General features: G+C 66.5%; 20 protein-coding genes and 1 tRNA gene. 13 read left to right on the forward strand and 8 right to left on the reverse strand.

Going from position 1 to position 18,092, the window contains the following annotated elements:
- The first annotated feature begins 56 nt into the window (after positions 1-56).
- The 6 genes from KNW02_RS15025 (at position 57) to KNW02_RS15050 (ending at position 7,861) form a co-directional block, all read left to right on the forward strand.
- Positions 57-248 (forward strand): DUF1674 domain-containing protein, encoded by a 192-nt coding sequence (locus tag KNW02_RS15025; RefSeq protein ID WP_216034100.1) that lies wholly within the window; start codon positions 57-59, stop codon positions 246-248.
- Positions 249-253: 5 nt separating this feature from the next.
- Positions 254-1,588, forward strand: coding sequence for an amidase (locus KNW02_RS15030; RefSeq protein WP_431356762.1), 1,335 nt, complete (start codon positions 254-256; stop codon positions 1,586-1,588).
- A gap of 225 nt (positions 1,589-1,813) precedes the next feature.
- Entirely contained in the window at positions 1,814-3,094 is a 1,281-nt protein-coding gene (locus KNW02_RS15035; RefSeq protein ID WP_216034102.1) for a hypothetical protein, read from the forward strand.
- Positions 3,095-3,250: 156 nt separating this feature from the next.
- Entirely contained in the window at positions 3,251-4,444 is a 1,194-nt protein-coding gene (locus KNW02_RS15040) for an aminotransferase class I/II-fold pyridoxal phosphate-dependent enzyme (protein ID WP_216034103.1), read from the forward strand.
- 20 nt (positions 4,445-4,464) lie between these two features.
- Entirely contained in the window at positions 4,465-7,140 is a 2,676-nt protein-coding gene (locus tag KNW02_RS15045) for a DNA translocase FtsK (RefSeq protein ID WP_216034104.1), read from the forward strand.
- 64 nt (positions 7,141-7,204) lie between these two features.
- Positions 7,205-7,861, forward strand: coding sequence for a DUF2268 domain-containing putative Zn-dependent protease (locus KNW02_RS15050; protein ID WP_216034105.1), 657 nt, complete (start codon positions 7,205-7,207; stop codon positions 7,859-7,861).
- On the opposite strand, the gene KNW02_RS15055 is transcribed toward KNW02_RS15050, so the two are convergent.
- The 6 genes from KNW02_RS15055 to KNW02_RS15080 form a co-directional block, all read right to left on the reverse strand.
- On the reverse strand, positions 7,862-8,503 hold the full coding sequence (locus tag KNW02_RS15055) for a rhomboid family intramembrane serine protease (RefSeq protein ID WP_216034106.1): 642 nt from the start codon (positions 8,501-8,503) through the stop codon (positions 7,862-7,864).
- The gene (locus tag KNW02_RS15060; protein WP_216034107.1) at positions 8,496-8,696 is read right to left on the reverse strand and encodes a Trm112 family protein; all 201 of its coding nucleotides are present in this window, start codon (positions 8,694-8,696) and stop codon (positions 8,496-8,498) included. The genes KNW02_RS15055 and KNW02_RS15060 overlap by 8 nt, the downstream gene beginning before the upstream one ends.
- A complete protein-coding gene (locus KNW02_RS15065; protein ID WP_216034108.1) occupies positions 8,693-9,322 on the reverse strand; it encodes an LON peptidase substrate-binding domain-containing protein in 630 nt (209 codons plus the stop codon). Before KNW02_RS15065 ends, KNW02_RS15060 begins: the two co-directional genes overlap by 4 nt.
- On the reverse strand, positions 9,322-10,230 hold the full coding sequence (gene trxA, locus KNW02_RS15070; protein ID WP_431356763.1) for a thioredoxin: 909 nt from the start codon (positions 10,228-10,230) through the stop codon (positions 9,322-9,324). Before trxA ends, KNW02_RS15065 begins: the two co-directional genes overlap by 1 nt.
- Before the next feature lie 137 nt (positions 10,231-10,367).
- A complete protein-coding gene (locus tag KNW02_RS15075; protein ID WP_216034110.1) occupies positions 10,368-10,574 on the reverse strand; it encodes a hypothetical protein in 207 nt (68 codons plus the stop codon).
- Positions 10,575-10,896: 322 nt separating this feature from the next.
- Positions 10,897-10,980: transfer RNA gene (locus KNW02_RS15080), tRNA-Tyr, on the reverse strand.
- Between the two features lie 121 nt (positions 10,981-11,101).
- Between KNW02_RS15080 and rlmB the strand changes: the two genes are divergently transcribed.
- The 7 genes from rlmB to KNW02_RS15115 all read left to right on the forward strand — a co-directional run bounded on the left by rlmB (position 11,102) and on the right by KNW02_RS15115 (position 16,793).
- Positions 11,102-11,905, forward strand: coding sequence for a 23S rRNA (guanosine(2251)-2'-O)-methyltransferase RlmB (gene rlmB, locus KNW02_RS15085; protein ID WP_216034111.1), 804 nt, complete (start codon positions 11,102-11,104; stop codon positions 11,903-11,905).
- A gap of 87 nt (positions 11,906-11,992) precedes the next feature.
- On the forward strand, positions 11,993-12,430 hold the full coding sequence (locus KNW02_RS15090) for a YHS domain-containing (seleno)protein (protein WP_216034112.1): 438 nt from the start codon (positions 11,993-11,995) through the stop codon (positions 12,428-12,430).
- Between the two features lie 197 nt (positions 12,431-12,627).
- Positions 12,628-13,068, forward strand: a complete 441-nt coding sequence (locus tag KNW02_RS15095) for a CoA-binding protein (protein ID WP_216034113.1) — start codon at positions 12,628-12,630, stop codon at positions 13,066-13,068.
- Positions 13,069-13,486: 418 nt separating this feature from the next.
- Positions 13,487-14,470, forward strand: a complete 984-nt coding sequence (gene dctP, locus KNW02_RS15100; protein WP_216034114.1) for a TRAP transporter substrate-binding protein DctP — start codon at positions 13,487-13,489, stop codon at positions 14,468-14,470.
- 61 nt (positions 14,471-14,531) lie between these two features.
- Complete coding sequence (locus KNW02_RS15105; protein ID WP_216034115.1) at positions 14,532-15,041, forward strand: TRAP transporter small permease; 510 nt, start codon at positions 14,532-14,534, stop codon at positions 15,039-15,041.
- On the forward strand, positions 15,038-16,339 hold the full coding sequence (locus KNW02_RS15110) for a TRAP transporter large permease (RefSeq protein WP_216034116.1): 1,302 nt from the start codon (positions 15,038-15,040) through the stop codon (positions 16,337-16,339). Before KNW02_RS15105 ends, KNW02_RS15110 begins: the two co-directional genes overlap by 4 nt.
- 10 nt (positions 16,340-16,349) lie before the next feature.
- On the forward strand, positions 16,350-16,793 hold the full coding sequence (locus tag KNW02_RS15115; protein WP_216034117.1) for a type II 3-dehydroquinate dehydratase: 444 nt from the start codon (positions 16,350-16,352) through the stop codon (positions 16,791-16,793).
- Positions 16,794-16,795: 2 nt separating this feature from the next.
- Here KNW02_RS15115 and KNW02_RS15120 read toward each other — a convergent pair whose 3' ends face one another.
- Complete coding sequence (locus KNW02_RS15120; protein WP_216034118.1) at positions 16,796-17,482, reverse strand: GntR family transcriptional regulator; 687 nt, start codon at positions 17,480-17,482, stop codon at positions 16,796-16,798.
- Positions 17,483-17,769: 287 nt separating this feature from the next.
- Positions 17,770-18,092: electron transfer flavoprotein subunit alpha/FixB family protein (locus tag KNW02_RS15125; RefSeq protein ID WP_216034119.1), on the reverse strand; the 323-nt coding region annotated here is incomplete at its 5' end.

The following is an 18,092-nucleotide window of genomic DNA, read 5'->3' on the forward strand; positions in this document are numbered from 1 at the left end:
CCTAAGTCTTGTTCGAGACTGCGACAGAGCCATAAGCCCTATCAGGGGATGTTTCCATGAGTGATCCAGCAGAAAACGACCGCCCCGACCTGCCGCCCGCCGCGCGCCGCGCCCTGGCCGAGGCCGCCGAACGCCGCCGGGCCGCCGAGGCCCGCGCGCCGCTGCCCACCGAATATGGCGGCCGTGACGGTCCGGAACCGGTGCGTTTCGGTGACTACGAGAAGAACGGCCTCGCGGTGGATTTCTGAGCATGGTGGACTGGCTGCGCGCGCCGGCGGTTCGGCAGGGCAGGGCGATCATGGCCGGGCTTCTGGACCCGATCGACCAGACCGAGGCCTATCTCGAGGCGGCGCGCAAGCATCCCTATGGCCGCCGCATCTATGCCCGCATCACCGAGGCGCGGGCCCGCTCGGAGTCGGTCGCCGCCCATGATCGCGCCAAGGGTGAGACGCGGCACGGTATCCTCGACGGCGTGGCGATCAGCTGGAAGGACAATATCGACAGCGGTGGCACCCGGACCGAAGCCGGCTCGCGGCTGCTGGAGGGGCGGGTGCCGCGCAAGGATGCCATCGTGCTGTCGCGCGCGGCCCGCGAAGGGCTGGTCTGCCTCGGCAAGACGCATATGACCGAACTGGCCTTTTCCGGCCTTGGCCTGAACCCGAACACGGCCACGCCGCCCAACGCGCTGGACCCGGCGCTGGCGCCGGGGGGGTCGTCCTCGGGGGCGGCGGTGTCGGTGGCACTGGGGCTGGCGGCGGCGGCGATCGGCTCGGATACCGGCGGCTCGCTCCGGGTGCCGGCGGCCTGGAACGGGCTGGTCGGCTTCAAGCCCAGCCATGACTCGGTGCCGGAAAAGGGTGTGGTGCCGCTGTGCCGCAAGTTCGATGTCGTCGGCCCCATCGCGCATTGTGTCGAGGATTGCGCCGAACTGCTGGCGGTGATCGCCGGCGGCAAGGCGGCCGATCTCCACGACGCGACGGCCAGAGGACTGCGGCTGATGGTGCTGGACGGCCTGCCCCTTGATGAGGCCGAGCCGGCCCCGCTGGCGGCCTTTCAGAGCGCGCTCGAGCGGCTGGCCCGTGCCGGCGCCAGCCTGACCCATGTCACCACCGACTGGCTGGATCAGGCGATGGCGTTGTCGCCGCAGCTTTTCGCGCCCGAGGCCTATGGCATCTGGCGCGCGCAGATCGAGGATGCGCCGGAACTGATGTGGCAGCCGATCCTCGACCGGTTCCGCGGCGGCGCCGAGGTCAGCGGCCCCGAATATGTCGCCGCATGGGAGCAGCTGGTCCGCATTCGCCGCAAATGGATCAAGGAGGTGGCTTCGAGTTATGACGCGGTGCTGCTGCCGACGGTGCCGATCCTGCCGCCGGACGCCGCGCGGCTCTTGGCGGAAGAGGATTATTTCGTCCGCGCCAACCTGTTGACCCTGCGCAACACCCGGATCGCCAATCTGCTGGGCCTGCCCGCCGTCACCCTGCCCACCGGCCATCGCGGCTGCGGGATCATGCTGATGGGCCATGCCGGGCGCGACCGGCACCTGCTGCGCGTGGCCGCGGGCGCCGAAGCTGCACTCGGGGTCAACTGACGGCGGTTGTTCTTGTCCGGCTGACGAAGTCGCATTATCCTTCGGGGCAACTGTTGGCGAGGTTCGGAAAGAGCCGGGATGGTCGGTGCGGATATGACGACGGCGCGACGACAGATGATGCCACCTGCCCGCAGATTCGAGGCGCAGGGACATGCAGGCCAGGGCGGGCGGTTAGGTTCTGCCTCGCGGGCTTCGGCCCTGGCGCAATTGAAGGAACTGGCCCGGATGTCGCCGGCCGTGCAGAGCTTGCAGGCTGTCCAGTCCCGTGCGGATCGCGGTGCGGCAGGCGCGCAGGCGGGCAGCCTGCCCGTGGCGGCGGCTGCCATGCCTGCGGTCGCACGGACAGGCGTGGTCCAGAGGCGGATCGGCTTCGAACTGGAAACCGGTATTCCACTGGCCGAGCAGATTGGCGGCGGTGGCGGAGCGCCGGTTTCCTATGGTCCCCTCGACAATGACAATCTCGAAGCCCCGTTTCCGGGGGGCAAGCTGATGGTCGATCACGTGCCGGGCCATGCGCAGACGGCGCTCGAGAACTATACGGAATGGAATATCGTGGAATTCGTCACCGATCCGCTGGATGACCGCCTGCCACAGGCGACCTTCCAGAACCTGGCGACGACATGGGTGAACGATCTGCAGGCGCTCGAGGGCTATGCCCAGGCCAATCATGCGCAGGTCCAGAACGCGCCCAATGTCGGCCCGCCCGGATCGGGTCTGGATGTCCGGATCGGGATTCCGCCCGGAGGCGACGGCGGCGCGCATTGGAACCGCTTCGCACCGCAGGCGACGATGGGCATCAAGCTCAGCGCAATCGGCAACATCTTTGCCAACGAGACCCAGGCGGGCGGATTTGCGGGCCATGTCCGCCATGACCGCATCGCACAGGGCGCACAGCCCGCCGAGGCGACGGCCAACCAGATCATGGCCGATATTCATGCCGCCTATCCCAAGCGCCGGCACCGGTCGCGGTCGGGATACCGGGACATGCAGGGGCTGATGGTGTTGATCTGCAACTACCTGCTGACCGGTGCTGCCAATGCCGGCCGGGGCGGCTATCGCAAGAACTTCACGACGATGATGTACAAGTCGATGCTGTCATCGGTGCGCAATTCCATCATTGGCAAATCCTACCCGGCCAGCATGCTGGGCAATCCCGGGCGGCGCGCGAATATCGCCAATTTCGTGCTGAATCGCTGCGGACGGGCGCCGGGTGACGAGGTTTTCGACGGGATCACCTTCGGGACCGCGCCCGTCTATGCGGGTGCCTGGGTCAATTCGGTTCTGGCCGGCGGCACCGACCTCGTGTTCCTGGCCATGAAGAACCCGTGGAGCAACGAGATCGCGCCCGAGAACATTCACGGCGACCGGGGCGCGGTGATGGAGATGCGCGACACCAGCGACTTCGGGATTGGCGCGCATGGCATTGCCGGGCTGAATGACACGGCGAATATCGTGGCCTATCTCACCCAGCTGTATCAGCTGAACAAGCAGTGGTCCCGCCGCTAGCCGATGAGGGACGTGGAGACGGAGCCGGCCGGCCCGCGGCTGAGTCGCCGCTGCATCACCCGGGCGGGATTTCCCCGGCTTTCGCTGGACGCAAGCCCGTGTTCACGCTAAGTTTGGGGCAATAACGGGGCCGAAGACCCCGAAAGCGAGGCAGTCATGGCAATCCCCGAGCGGTTTTCGAACCTGCCGGATTACGCGTTCCCGCGCCTGCGGGCGCTGCTGAAGGGAATCGAGCCGGGCCTGCGGGCCGGCGAGGCTCCGATGGTGCTGACCATCGGCGAGCCGCGCCACGCCATGCCCGATTTCGTCGCCCCGATCATGGCGCAGCATATCGGCGAATTCGCTAAATATCCCAGCAATGAGGGCACGGCCGATCTGCTGGCGGCCATCGGCGGCTGGCTGCGGGCGCGCCACGGCCTCGATGTCGCGCCCGAGCGGATCATGGCGCTGAACGGCACCCGTGAGGGGCTGTTCAATGCCGCGCTGGCACTGTGTCCCGAACGGAAGAACGGCCAGCGCCCGGCGGTGCTGGTGCCGAACCCGTTCTATCAGGTCTATGCGGTTGCGGCGGCGGCGGTTGCGGCCGATCCGGTCTTCGCGCCGGCCACCCCGGGGACCGGCAACCTGCCCGACTATGCCGCGCTGCCCGCCGAAATTCTGGACCGCACCGCGGTCGCCTATCTCTGCTCACCCGCCAATCCGCAGGGGGCGATTGCGGGCCGGGACTATCTCGAACGGCTGATCGGTCTGGCCGAACGGCATGATTTCCTGATCTTCGCCGATGAATGCTATTCCGAGATCTATCGCGACGCGCCGCCGCCCGGCGCCCTGGCGGTGGCGCAGTCGATGGGTCTGGCCGACCGGGTGATGATGTTCAACTCGCTGTCCAAACGCTCGAACCTGCCGGGGCTGCGCTCGGGCTTCGTGGCCGGCAGCGCCGAAAACATCGTCCAGATCCGGCGGCTGCGCAGCTATGCCGGCGCGCCGCTGTCATTGCCGGCACAGGCGATCAGCGCCGCGGCCTGGCGGGACGAGGCGCATGTGACGGCCAGCCGGGCGCTCTATCAGCAGAAATACGAGATCGCCGACAGGGTTCTGGGCAACGTTCCGGGCTATCGCCCGGTCGAGGGCGGGTTCTTCTTGTGGCTGCCGGTCGAGGACGGCGAGGAAGCGGCAAAAAGGCTGTGGGCGCGGGCGGGCATTCAGGTCCTGCCTGGCACCTATCTGTCGCGCGAGGTCGAGGGTGGGAACCCCGGCCGCGGGTTCATCCGGGTGGCGCTGGTCGCGGATGCGCCGCAGACCGAGGCGGCACTGACCCGGCTGCGCGAGGTATTGTACGATGACGTTTGAGTGCAGGGAAGGATAACGGGATGGCAAGCTGGCAGGCGAAACCGCGCGATCCGCTGTTCGACCAGAATACCCAGGCGGCGCTGGAACGGCGCGGCAAGGAACTGGCCGGGGCCGGGCTGGTGGTGCTGGGCGTGCTGATCGGGATGATGCTGGGCAGCTGGTCGGCCGACGATCCCAGCTTCCTGTCGGCCACCGATGCCCCGGCGGGCAATCTTCTGGGCAGCCTTGGGGCCTATGTCGCCTCGCCGCTGATGATGATCGCGGGCTATGGCGCCTGGATGCTGGTTGTCGCGGCCCTTGTCTGGGGCCTGCGGCTGATGCTGCACAGGGGCGAAGAGCGGATCATGCGCGGCCTGTTCACGCCGCTGGCGATGGCGCTGGTCTCGGTCTATTGCAGCACGCTGACGCCGCCGCTGGAATGGCAGCAGAATTACGGGCTGGGCGGTCATTTCGGCGACATGGTGATGGGCGCCATGCTGAACCTGATCCCGGTCAAGGCGCAGATCGGCATCCGCCTGGCGGGCCTGATCGCGGCGGCCGGCATGGTGGCCTTCGCGGTCTTCGTCCTCGGCTTCGACCGGGCCGAGCTGCGCGCCGTCTGGCGGCGGTTCTTCATCGGGCTGCTGACCGCCTGTGACATGGCGCTGCGCCTTGTCGGACGCAGCATGCATCTGTCCGCCGGTCTGGCACAGCGGGCGCGCGCGCGCCGCGAGGGGCGCCAACGCAAAGCTGCCACCACCACCGCCGCCGCGCCGGCCGCGGCCGCGCCACTGTCGGGCCTCTTGTCGCGGCGCAAGCCGCAATCCGATCCGCTGGTCCTTGAGGAAGAATGGCCCGAGCCGGAACTGATCGAACGTGATGCCGATTACGACGGCGAGGCGCCCTCGGCCGAAGAGGTCAGCGGCCGCATCAGCGACGCGATCCTCAGCCGTGCGGGCAAGTCCTCGGTTCTGGCGGCGGTCGCTGCGCGGCTGGCGCGGGATGGCGAGCGGACGGTGGCGCGAACCGAGCCCCCGCTGTCGGTCGAAGCCGATGCCGCCGGGGACGATATCGAACCGGCCGAGCCCGCACCCTTCGGCGCCGAAACCCGCCGCGTGGTGGTGCCGCCGCTGCGCAAGCCTGCCGCGGCGGCCTCGCGTCAGGCCCGCGACGAAGCCGAGCCGGAGCTGCGGTTCAACGACGATGCCGCAGCCTATGAACGTCCGGCGCTGGCCCTGCTGACCGCCCCGCGCGATGGCGACCATTCGCAGATTTCGCAGGAATCGCTGATGGAGAACGCCCGCATGCTGGAGGCGGTTCTGGACGATTACGGCGTCAAGGGCCAGATCACCGAGGTCCGCCCCGGTCCGGTGGTGACGCTTTATGAACTGGAACCCGCGCCGGGGCTGAAGGCCAGTCGGGTGATCGGTCTGGCCGACGATATCGCGCGGTCGATGTCGGCCCTGTCGGCGCGTGTCTCGACCGTGCCGGGCCGCAGCGTGATCGGGATCGAACTGCCCAATGCGCGGCGTGAAAAGGTGCTTCTGCGCGAGATCCTGTCCTCGCGCGCCTTCGGGGACGGTACCCAGCCGCTGCCGCTGGCGCTCGGCAAGGATATCGGCGGCGATCCGGTCGTCGCGAACCTTGCCAAGATGCCGCATCTGCTGATCGCGGGGACCACCGGCTCGGGCAAGTCCGTCGCCATCAACACCATGATCCTGTCGCTTCTCTACAAGCTGACGCCGGATGAATGCCGGCTGATCATGATCGACCCGAAGATGCTGGAACTGTCGGTCTATGACGGCATCCCGCATCTGCTGTCGCCGGTCGTGACCGATCCCAAGAAGGCCGTCGTGGCGCTGAAATGGGTCGTGGGCGAGATGGAGGAACGTTACCGCCGCATGTCCAAGATGGGCGTGCGCAACATCGAGGGCTATAACGGCCGCGTCCGCGAGGCGCTGTCGAAGAACGAGATGTTCAAGCGCACGGTCCAGACCGGCTTTGACGAGGATACCGGCGAGCCGATCTTCGAGACCGAGGAATTCCAGCCCGAGACCTTCCCCTATATCGTCGTCATCGTCGACGAGATGGCCGACCTGATGATGGTCGCCGGCAAGGAGATCGAGGCCTGCATCCAGCGTCTGGCGCAGATGGCGCGGGCCTCGGGGATCCACCTGATCATGGCGACGCAGCGGCCTTCGGTCGATGTCATCACCGGCACGATCAAGGCGAACTTCCCGACCCGGATCAGCTTTCAGGTCACCTCGAAGATCGACAGCCGCACGATCCTGGGCGAACAGGGGGCCGAACAGCTGCTGGGTCAGGGCGACATGCTCTACATGGGCAATGGCGCCCGCATCACCCGCATCCACGGCCCCTTCGTCAGCGACGAGGAGGTCGAGGAGGTCGTCACCCATCTGAAGAGCTTCGGCCCGCCCAGCTATAAGTCCGGGGTGGTGGAAGGCCCCGACGAGGACAAGGCCGACGATATCGACGCGGTTCTGGGTCTTGGCGGTGATGGCAGCGACGACGCGCTTTACGATCAGGCGGTGATGATCGTGGCGAAAGATCGCAAATGCTCGACCTCCTATATTCAGCGCAAGCTGGCGATCGGCTATAACAAGGCGGCAAGGCTGGTCGAACAGATGGAAGAGCAGGGGGTCGTCTCCTCGGCCAACCATGTCGGCAAGCGCGAGGTGCTGGTGCCGGAGGTCTGAAACTGCCGCGATGACAGTCTGGAACATTCATTTTCTGAACGCGCGTCACGCCCTGACGCGCGTTTTGCCTGAGATCAGGGCCGCCGCGCGCGAGGCCGTTGCCCGTGTCTCGGATCATGCCGATCTGCCGCCTTTCGATCTGGTGGCGAAGGCCGGGCCGGAGGTGATCGCCGAATGGGGCCTTGGCGCGCGCTCGCCGTCGCCGGGGCTGATCGAGGTGACGCTGCGGCCCGATCGGCTCGATCCTGCGTTGCTGGTCCGGATACTGGTCCGCGAGATGCATCACCTGATCCGCTGGGACGGGCCGGGATACGGCCGTTCGCTGGGCGAGGCGCTGGTCAGCGAAGGGCTGGCGGGGCATTTCGTGCTGCAGGTCCTGGGTGGCAGGCCCGATCCCTGGGACGCGATGCGGCCGGCCGCGGGGCTGGCGCGACAGGCGATGAACGAATGGGCGCGGCTGGATTACGACCACGCGCGCTGGTTTCATGGCAAGGGCGACATCCGCAAATGGGCGGGCTACGGTCTGGGTCATCTGCTGGTGGTCGAGCATCTGGCGCAGAATCAGGGCGAGATGGCGACCTCGCTGGCCGGGGCCCGGGCCGAAGCCTTCCGCCCGACCCTGCGGCGTCTGGTCGGGACCGAAGCCGCGGCCGAGGACGAACCGGACGCGGGGCCGCCGGAAGCGGCCGGTGCCGGGCAGGATGCCGGCGGCGCGGCCTGATCAGCCCGGGCGGCGCAGCGCCATCGCCAGCCCCATCAGCAGTCCGGTTGCGGCCCCGCCCAGATGCGCCTGCCAGGCGATCGAGGGAACAAGCAGGGTGATGGCCACGTTCAGCGCCACGATCACGGCCACGCTGCGCCACAACTGCCCCATCGGGCGCCCGCGCCGATAGCCGATCATGGCCGCATATCCGACCAGCGCCGCAGCGATGCCGAAGATCGCGCCCGAGGCGCCGATCATCGGGCCGGCCTGCGGCTGCATCAGGCCGAACAGCAGCGCCGCGCCGATCTGGCTGGCGACATAGATCAGCGCCATCCGCCCCGATCCGATCAGCCGGTTCAACTCGCGCGCGACCACGGCCAGCGAGATCATGTTCATGGCCAGATGCAACAGCCCGGCATGCAGGATGCCGTAGGTCAGGAACATCAGCAGCGACTGGCCCGGATAGAGGCCATAGCCGTCCCACATCAGCGGCGACCAGAACCCGGCCAGCATCATCGCGGCCTGCCGCGCCGCGGGATAGCCCAGCATCGCCGCCAGTTGCAGCAGCAACTCGATCAGGCAGCAGGCCACGATCAGCCCTGACACCCAGCGTGGCAACTGCCGGGCCGTTGCCATCCCGATGTCGGCGCGGTCAGTCATCCGCCTTCAACTGCCGGGCTTCGTCGATCAGCATGATCGGGATCCCGGCACGGATCGGGAAGGCAAGGCCCGCCGCCTTGGACACCAGTTCCCGGCGCTCTGGGTCATAGGACAGCGTCGCCTGGGTCACCGGGCAGACCAGCGCCTCAAGCATGTGGCGGTCGAAATCGGGCTCGCTCGGGCCATCGGTCATTGCAGCCGCTCCTCCTGGTCATCGCCGCCATGCAGCGCGAATTCGATCAACCCCTGCAGCAGTTCGCGCCGGTCCGCCAGCGCCGGTGTCTCGAGCAGCGCCTGCTTGTCGCCGGGTGAGAAGGGCAGCATCATCGCCAGCGAGTTGATCAGCATCTCGTCTTCGGCCTGGGTGGCGGCGTCCCAGTCGGTGGACAGGTCATGCGCCTCCATGTAGCGGCGCAGCAGGCCGAACAGCGCCGCGCGATCCATAGCCGGATCGCGCTCGGCGCCGCCTAGATCGCGGCGGAAAGAGGCCCAGTCGACCTGGCCGCGCAGATAAGGAGCAAACCCTTCCTGCATCTCGACCAGCCGAAAGCGCGATATCGCCCGCAACGAGATCATCATCCGTCCGTCATCGGTTTCCGAGAAGGCCACGACCCGGCCGGCCGTGCCGATCATCGCAAGCCCGTCCCCCTCGGGCTGGATGATCCCGATCAGCCGGTGCTCGGTCTTCAGCGTATCCTCGAGCATCTGCAGGTAGCGCGGCTCGAAGATATGCAGCGGCAGGCGGGCGCGGGGCATCAGGATCGCGCCTTCCAGCGGGAAAAGCGCGATCTGCGCCGGCAGGTCGAAACGCGGCCGCATCAGGCGAAGATCAGTGACGACAACTTGCGGCGGCCCTTCTGGCCGAGGGGGTCATTCGGCTTGAGACTGTCGAAGATGGTCAGAAGCTGGGTCTTGGCGGCGCCGTCGTTCCAGTCGCGGTCGCGGCGGAAACTGTCCAAGAGCGTATCGATGGCTTCTTCGATCCGGCCGGCCGCATGCAGCGCCTGGGCCAGTTCCAGCCGCGCCTGCTGATCGCCCGGATTGGCCTCGACCGCCGCCTGCAATTCAGCCAGCGGGCCGGCCTTTTCGGCCTGCTGCGCCAGCTGCAACTGGGCGCGGGCCGCCTCGACCGGGGCGGATTGCGCGATGCCCGCGGGAACCTGCTGCAGGGCCGCGGCCGCTGCCGCGGCATCGCCGCCCGCCAGATGCGCCCGGATCAGCCCGCCCCAGGCTTCGATATTCTCGGCATCCTCGCCGATGATGGCGGCGAAGGTCTCGGCCGCGTCGGCGGCGGCGCCTTCCTCAAGCATCGCCTCGGCGGCGGTCAGCGCGTCACCCAGGCCGCCGTCGTCGCCGCCAAGCGCCACCAGCTTGTCGACGAACTGTCGGATCTGGCTTTGCGGCAGCGCGCCCTGGAAGGCATCGACCGGCTGGCCCTTGAAGAAGGCATAGACGGTCGGGATCGACTGCACCCGCAGTTGGCCGGCGATCATCTGGTTCTCGTCGACATTGACCTTGGCCATCCGCACCCGGCCCTTGTGGCGGGCGACCTCGGCCTCCAGCTGCGGCCCCAGCGTCTTGCAGGGGCCGCACCACGGCGCCCAGAAATCGACGATCACCGGGGTCTGCATGGATTTCTCGACCACTTCGGCCATGAAATCGGCCTCGGTCACGTCCCGGATGAAATCGCCTGTTTGCGGCGCGTCCTGCGCGCCCTCGAAGAGCATGGTCATGTCGTCACCGGCTGGTTCGGTATGGTTGTGTTCGTCCCGCAATATGGGCGGTGATGGCGCAGAACGAAAGGGGCGGATCGCAGGAACCGTCCGAAGGGCTGCGCCACGACCGCCCGAACTGACCCGCCGGGTCAGATGCTGAGGCCTTCCGAACCACCCATCCGGCAGCGCCATTCGCGCAAATGCTCGGTGGGGTGGGACTCAATCCAGCCGGCCAGCTGCGTCTGCCCGTGGATCAGGCAGGTCATCAGGCCGGTGTCATCGGAAAACAGAAGGCTGCGGTGCCGGCACTGTTCCGGCGCGCCGACCAGGCAGGTGACGAATAGCAGTTCGATCATCGGATCGCCCTTTCAACCTCGCCTCCCCGAACACACCCCTCTCCCATGCCGAGGGATGATAGCGCGATTCGGATTGTCTGCTCAGTTGGCGAAACGGATAGTTCAGTTCTGTTCATGTCATCGGCTGTTGCCGCGTCGGATCGAGTCCTGGCTTGTGGCTCGCCCCCCCTGGGCAGGGGGGCTGATCGCGGCCGCCCTGCCCATGCGGCTGGTGTCGCCCGCCGGGCGGTGTCCGGCTGGAACTTCCGGGCGCCTCAAATGCGCAAGACGGAACACGCCGTTTCCGGGTGAAAAAAACCAGTCTTGTCAGTTTCTTGGAAAATGGTGGGCGACCCTGGAATCGAACCAGGCATGGGTCTCCCCGGCGGAGTTACAGTCCGCTGCCGCACCTTGCAGCACGTCGCCCGCCGGTCGCTTTCGGCGTGGGGCGTGATTATCGCCCCCTATCGGAGGCGTCAAGCGGATTTCCCGGGGCTTGCGCAAGGGCCGTTCCGCGCGCAGAGAGGACGCAACAGAGAGAAGATCAGATGAACGAACGCCCTGCCAAGCAGAAAAAACCCACCTGGGTCATCGACAAGGAGCGCGCCAGACGTGCCGCCGCCGCCGAGACGGTCTGGCTGTTCGGGCTGCACGCCGTGCGCGATGCTCTGGCCAATCCGGTGCGCGAGAGGCTGCGGCTGGTCGTGACCCGCAATGCGCTGGACCGGCTGGGCGTGCTGCATGGCATGACGCCCGAGATCACCGATCCGCGGGTATTCGGCAAGACGGTGCCGCTGGCGCCCGACAGCGTCCATCAGGGCGCCGCGCTGGAGGTGAAGCCGCTGCGGTGGGGAAGCCTCAGCGAGGTCGCCCTGCGCGCGGCGCCGGGCGAGGCGCGGCCGCTGCTGGTGGCGCTGGACCGGGTCACCGATCCGCATAATATCGGGGCGATCCTGCGCTCGGCCGAGGTGTTCGGGGCGCGGGCGGTGATTGCCCCGGCGCGTCATTCCGCACCCGAAACCGGGGCGCTGGCCAAGACCGCCTCGGGTGCGCTTGAGCGTCAGCCCTATCTGCGCGTTCCCAATCTGGCCGAAGCGCTGAACCAGCTGAAGGGAATGGGCTTCACCCTGATCGGGCTTGACGGGACCGGTGACACCAGCCTGCCCGATCTGCTGGCCGATCTGCCGGGGCGGGCGATCTGCCTCGTGATGGGGGCCGAGGGGCCGGGAATGCGCGATCTGACCCTGAAAAGCTGCGATCACATCGCGCGGATTCCCTTTGCCGCCGATTTTGGCTCGCTCAACGTGTCGAACGCCGCGGCCGTCGCCCTCTATGCGGCCGCGCGCGGCTGAGTTCACATCCCTGCGACAGCCGGCTTTGATGCGTTGAGAATCGCCGGGCCGGCTGCCAACTAGGCTGATGCTGCCAATCGCTCTGACATGAAATCGCTTCTGACCGTCCTGCTGCTCTGTCTGACCCCGGCCTTGCCGGCTGTGGCCCAGGAATGGGCATTGGGGGGGTATGACGCGGTGTCCTATACGCGCGTCGGCCGGCCAGTGCCCGGGCGCAGCGATATCGCGACGATGTGGAAGGGCCAGAAATGGCATTTTTCCAGCGAGGAAAACCGGGCCCGTTTCGAGGCCGACCCGCGGGCCTATGCGCCGGCCTTTGGCGGGCTCTGCCCCGTCGCGCTTGCCGAGGGGCGTCGCGTCGAAGGCGATCCGACGCATTTCGTCATCATCGGCAAGCGATTGTACCTGACCCGCTCGGACGCGGCCGAGCAGTCGATCCTGTCGGCACCTCAGCGGATCCTGCCGGCCGCCCGGCAGGGCTGGCTGCGGCTGAAACAGGCACCGGCCGCGGTCGGGATGGAGTGATTCGTGATCACGATTTCGAGACAGATCTGGAACTTCGGGCAGGTGATGCACATTTGTCGATCAGGACATGACCCCGGAACGGTCATGTTCGGATCACTGTCCCTCGTTCCGCGACTTGCGCCCGGCCAGAATCTGGACCGGGCGCCTTTTATGTGGCAGGGTCCCCGCAACCTGCGGGTGAGGAGGGGAGGCTGACCATGGACCTGGATCTCGAGGACGATGAAGACATCGCACGGATCGTACGTGAAACCCGTGTCATTGCCATGGTCGGCCTGTCGCCGAATGAGCAGCGGCCAAGCTGGGGGGTTGCGCGCTATCTGCAGGCCCAGGGATACCGGGTCATTCCGGTCAATCCGGGCCATGCCGGCAGCACCATCCTGGGCGAGGGCGTCTATGGCCATCTGGCGGAGATTCCGTCCGAGGCCGGCGTGCAGATGGTCGATATCTTCCGCCGTCCGGAAGCGGTCGGCACGATCGTGGACGAGGCTCTGGCGCATCTGCCCGATCTGAAGGTGGTCTGGATGCAGCTGGGCGTGCGGGACGAGGCGGCGGCCGGCCGGGCAAGGGCGCGCGGTATGACCGTCATTCAGGACCGCTGTCCGAAGATCGAATTCCCGCGGCATCTTCACGGCAGTTAGCGCGCGACGGCAAGCCCGGGGACGTTCCGGCGGGCCGAGCGGTTTCGCCGCGAAAGGCTTCGGTTCGGCGCCACTTCGCATTGATGCGGGCATATCCCCCCGGCTACGGCGGGGCCTTGGTCTTTTCCGTGGCTGGAAGGTTTCGATTCTTCCCCTGATGCCCGTCATCCTTGGCGTGGGCGGGGAAGTGCCTTGGCATCAGGTAGCCAATCATCCGCCCCCGACATTTCCCGAACATCTTGCCCGATGCCGATGACCCGGATCGGCTGAAAGCCGGGTTCCGCTGGAAACCCTTCGCCCGCGCTGACCGGGATGATTCAGTAACATACGTCGATAGCAGAAATGTCGTATGATTTTGAAAAAGCCTTATGCTATTGTCTCGGTATAAGCATTCATCGTTCGACAGGGAGGAGAACGCATGTTCAATCGACGCAAGGCGATCGGGATCATGGCGGCCAGTGCCGCGGCGGTCTCGGCCGGGCTGCCGGCCTTGGCACAGGACAAGACCAAGCTGCGGTTTTCGGCCGTGTTTTCCGAACAGGACATCCGCGCCGACATGATGAAGCAGCTTGCCGGCGTGGTGGGCGACCAGTTCGAGATGGAGATCTATTACGGGGGCACGCTGTTCAAGCAGACCACCGAGATCATCGCCATCCAGCGCGGCAATCTGGAAATGGGCAATGTTGCGCCGCAGGACATCGCAACGCAGATCCCCGCCTTCTCGATCCTGACCTCGGCCTATCTGTTCCGGGACGCGGCCCATATGCGCGCCTTCTTCGCCAGCGAGGCCGGCGCCGAGATGAAGGCCATGGCCGAGGACCAGCTTGGCATCCATATCCTCGGTCCGACCTATTTCGGCACCCGTCAGGTCGGGCTGAACATCGACAAGCAGATCACCACGCCCGCGGACATGTCCGGCGTGAAGCTGCGCATGCCCGGCGGCGATGCCTGGCAGTTCCTGGGCCAGTCGCTGGGCGCGAACCCGACGCCGATGGCCTATGCCGAGGTCTATACCGGCCTTCAGACGGGGGCCATCGACGGACAGGACAACCCCTTGCCCAATGTCGAGAACATGAAGTTCTACGAGGTGATGAAGCAGATCGTGCTGACCTCGCATCTGGTCGGCTATGACCTTCTGGTGATCTCGAAGAAGGTCTGGGACGCGCTGAGCGAGGACCAGCGCACGGCCTTCCAGGCCGCCGCCGACGCGGCCATCGACTGGAGCCAGGCCGAACATCTGAAGCGCGAGCAGGAACTGGCGGCCTTCTTCGAGGAGAAGGGGCTGAAGCTCTCGACCCCGGATACCGACGCCTTCCGCGTCTTCGCACAGCAGCAATATCTGGACTCGGACATCGCGAAGGACTGGCCCGAGGGCATGCTGGACCGCATCAACGCCATGTAATCCGAAACCCGTCGCGTCCGGTCGCAGATCGGGCGCGATCCTTTGGGCAGGGCAGGGACCGATGGACAAGCTGATCAAGATCGGCGGATGGCTGCATCGCCGGGCCGAGAATGTCGCGGTCGCGATGCTGGTGGTGATGTTCGCCGCCTTCATCGTGCAGATCGCCTCGCGCTATCTGTTCAACCTGCCGGTGGGCGGGGCGAGCGAACTGACCATCACCATGTGGCTGTGGGTGGTGCTGTGGGGCGCGGCTTTCGTTCTGCGCGAGACCGACGAAATCCGCTTTGACGTCGTCTATGGCTCGGTCGGGCCAAGGGCGCGGCGGGTGATGACGCTGCTGGCCTCGGCCGGGCTGCTGATCCTCTATGGATACTCGCTGCCGGCGGTCTGGGACTATGTGACCTTCATGAAGGTCCAGAAATCGTCCTATCTGGATATCCGTTATGACTGGCTCTACTCGATCTACATCATCTTCGCGGTGGCGGTGCTGATCCGGTACCTGTGGATCTTCATCTGCGCGGTGCGCGGGCGCGGCCTGTCCGAACTTCAGCGCGGGGATGGCCAGACATGAGCCTGACCGACCCCTTCACCCTGTCGATCCTGTCCATCGTGCTGCTGTGCATCCTGGGCCTGCCCATCGGTCACGCCATGATCGCCTCGTCGATCCTCTATCTGATGCTGGCCGGGCTCGATATGGGCACCGCCGCCGAGCAGCTGCTGAACGGCATGTTCTCAAGCTATATCCTGCTGGCGGTGCCGCTGTTCATCGTCGCGGCGGAACTGATGAATGCCGGCTCGATGACGCTGCGCCTGCTGGCCTTCTGCAACGCCTTCGTCGGCCGCTTTCCAGGCGGGCTGGCGCTGGTCAATGTGGTGCAGAGCATCGTCTTTGCCGGCATGTCCGGCTCGGCCATCGCGGATGCCGCCGGGGCAGGCAAGCTGATGCAGAAGATGATGACCGAGGGCGGCAAGTATCCGCCCGCCTTCGCCGCCGCGCTGACCGCCTCGACGGCGGTGATCGGGCCGATCATCCCGCCCTCGATCCCGATGGTGATCTATGCGCTGGTCTCGGATGCCTCGATCGGCTTCCTGTTCCTGGCGGGCGTGGTGCCGGGCCTGCTGATGGGGCTGGTGCAGGCGGTGATCGTCGTGTTTTCCGCCCGGCGCCGGAATTTCCCGGTCGAGAAGCCGGTGCCCTTGCGCGAATTGCCAAGGGTCACGCTGGACGCCTTCCCGGCGCTGATGATGCCGGTGGTTCTACTGGGCGGCATCTATGGCGGGGCGACCACGCCGACCGAGGCCGCCGCCATCGCCGCGCTTTACGCGCTGCTGATCTCGGCCTTTCTCTATCGCAGCATCACCCTGTCCTCGGCCTATGCGTCGCTGCTGTCCAGCGCCAGGACCACGACCTCGATCGGCATGCTGATCGCCGGCGCGCTGGTCTTCAACTATGTCGTCACGGTCGAGAACATTCCCTCGACGCTCAGCGCCTGGCTGACCGGGTTCGACCTGTCGCCGCTGGCTTTCCTGCTGCTGGTCAATGCGGTGCTGCTGATCCTTGGCTGCCTGCTGGAGGGGACCACGATCCTTCTGATCATCGTGCCGGTGCTGATCCCGACCGCGAATGCGCTTGGCATCGACATGGTGCATTTCGGCGTGGTCTGCGTGGTCAATATCATGCTGGGGCTGATCACCCCGCCCTATGGGCTGCTGCTGTTCGTGATGACCAATATCTCGGGCTGTTCGCTGCGCCGGATCGTGCGCGAGGTGCTGCCCTTCCTGATGGCGCTGCTGGTCGCGCTGCTTCTGATTACGGTGCTGCCGGGCCTGTCGCTGTGGCTGCCCCGGCAGTTTGGCTATAGCGGATGAGGCAAAGACGATGAAACCGATCCATGTCCTGAACGGCCCCAACCTGAACCGCCTGGGCCTGCGCGAACCGGAAATCTATGGCCGCACGACCCTGGCCGAGGTCGAGGAGATCTGCCGCGAGGCCGCGGGCGAGGCCGGGCTGGTCTTCCGCCAGACCAATGCCGAATACCAGCTGATCGACTGGATCCACGAGGCGATCGACGATTCCTCGGCCCTGCTGATCAACCCCGCCGGGCTGACCTTCGTCTCGGTGCCGGTGATGGACGCGCTGAAGATGTATCCGCATCCGCTGATCGAGTTCCACATCAGCAATGTCCACAAGCGCGAGGCGATCTATCACAAGTCGCTGGTCTCGCCGGTGGCGACGGCGGTGATGGCGGGCACGGGCGCGCGCGGTTACGGCTATGCGGTGCGGCTGCTGCGCGACATGGTGGCCGAACGCGACGCGGCCTGACGTCAGGCCGGGATCCTTCCGGCGCGGATGATATGTTCCATGCCGGCGCGGATATGCGCCTCCAGCAGCACCAGGGTGGCGTCGGTCTGGCGGGCGATGACCAGATCGCGCAGCCGCTCGTGATCCTTCGCCACCGCCGCGCCCCGGAAATCCAGCGCCAGCAGGTGATAGCGCAGGTAGCGCTCGAAGATATTCGCATGCGTCGCCATCAGGGCGGGCATGTCGCAGGCGGCGACGGTGGCGCGATGGAAATTCCAGTCATACCGCACCCATGTCTCGATCGCGCCGCTGTCGCCGCCGATCAGCCCGTGTTCGACCGATTGCAGCATGTGATGGGCCGACACGACCCCGGCCTCCCATTCCAGCGAGCCTTCGGACAGCGACCGGCGCAGGGCGTGGGACTCCAGCATGATGCGCATCTCGGCCAGTTCGCGCAGCTCGGCGATGCAGACCGGGGCGACCTCGAAGCCACGCTGTCCCTCGGCCACGACCAGACCCTCGGCGACCAGCCGGTTGAGGATCTCGCGCAGCGTGGTGACACTGGCGCCATAGGTTTCGCGCAGCCGCTCGAGGCGCAGCCTCTGCCGCGGCTGCAGCCTGCCCCGAACGATGTCGAAGCGGATCTGCTGCAACACGGAATCGCCGATGCTGGCGATGGGCTTTTCCTGAAGTGACAGGCTGCTGGTCATGCGATTCCCGAGGATGAATGCGATCATCCTATACAGGGCGCAATCTCATATGAAGGGCCTGTCACATGACGCGGCGGCGCCGCGTGCTCCGGTTTGACTGCCATGTTCCACGGTCCAGAGGCAGGCCGTCCCGATGCCGCGCTCCGAAGGCCGCCCGATCAGGACGGAACGCGCCGGGTGATCCCTTTCCGGGCTGACGAAAAAAACTCCGCCGGTGGTCCGGCGGAGTCCGTCAGGTGCGGGGCATGTCCCGCACGGTGCCTTTCACAGAAGGCCGTGCAGGCCCGTCACAGCTTTCCGGTGAGTTCCGGGACCACGGTGAACAGGTCGCCGACGAGGCCATAGTCGGCGATCTGGAAGATCGGGGCTTCCTCGTCCTTGTTGATGGCGACGATGACCTTCGAGTCCTTCATCCCGGCCAGGTGCTGGATCGCGCCCGAGATGCCGACGGCCACGTAAAGCTCGGGCGCCACCACCTTGCCCGTCTGCCCGACCTGCCAGTCGTTCGGCGCATAGCCCGAGTCGACGGCGGCACGCGAAGCACCCACCGCCGCGCCCAGCTTGTCGGCCAGCGCCTCGATGATCGCGAACTGTTCCTTGGACCCGACGC

Origin of the sequence: Paracoccus marinaquae (assembly GCF_018860165.1) — a bacterium.
Taxonomy (GTDB): Bacteria; Pseudomonadota; Alphaproteobacteria; order Rhodobacterales; family Rhodobacteraceae; genus Paracoccus; species Paracoccus marinaquae.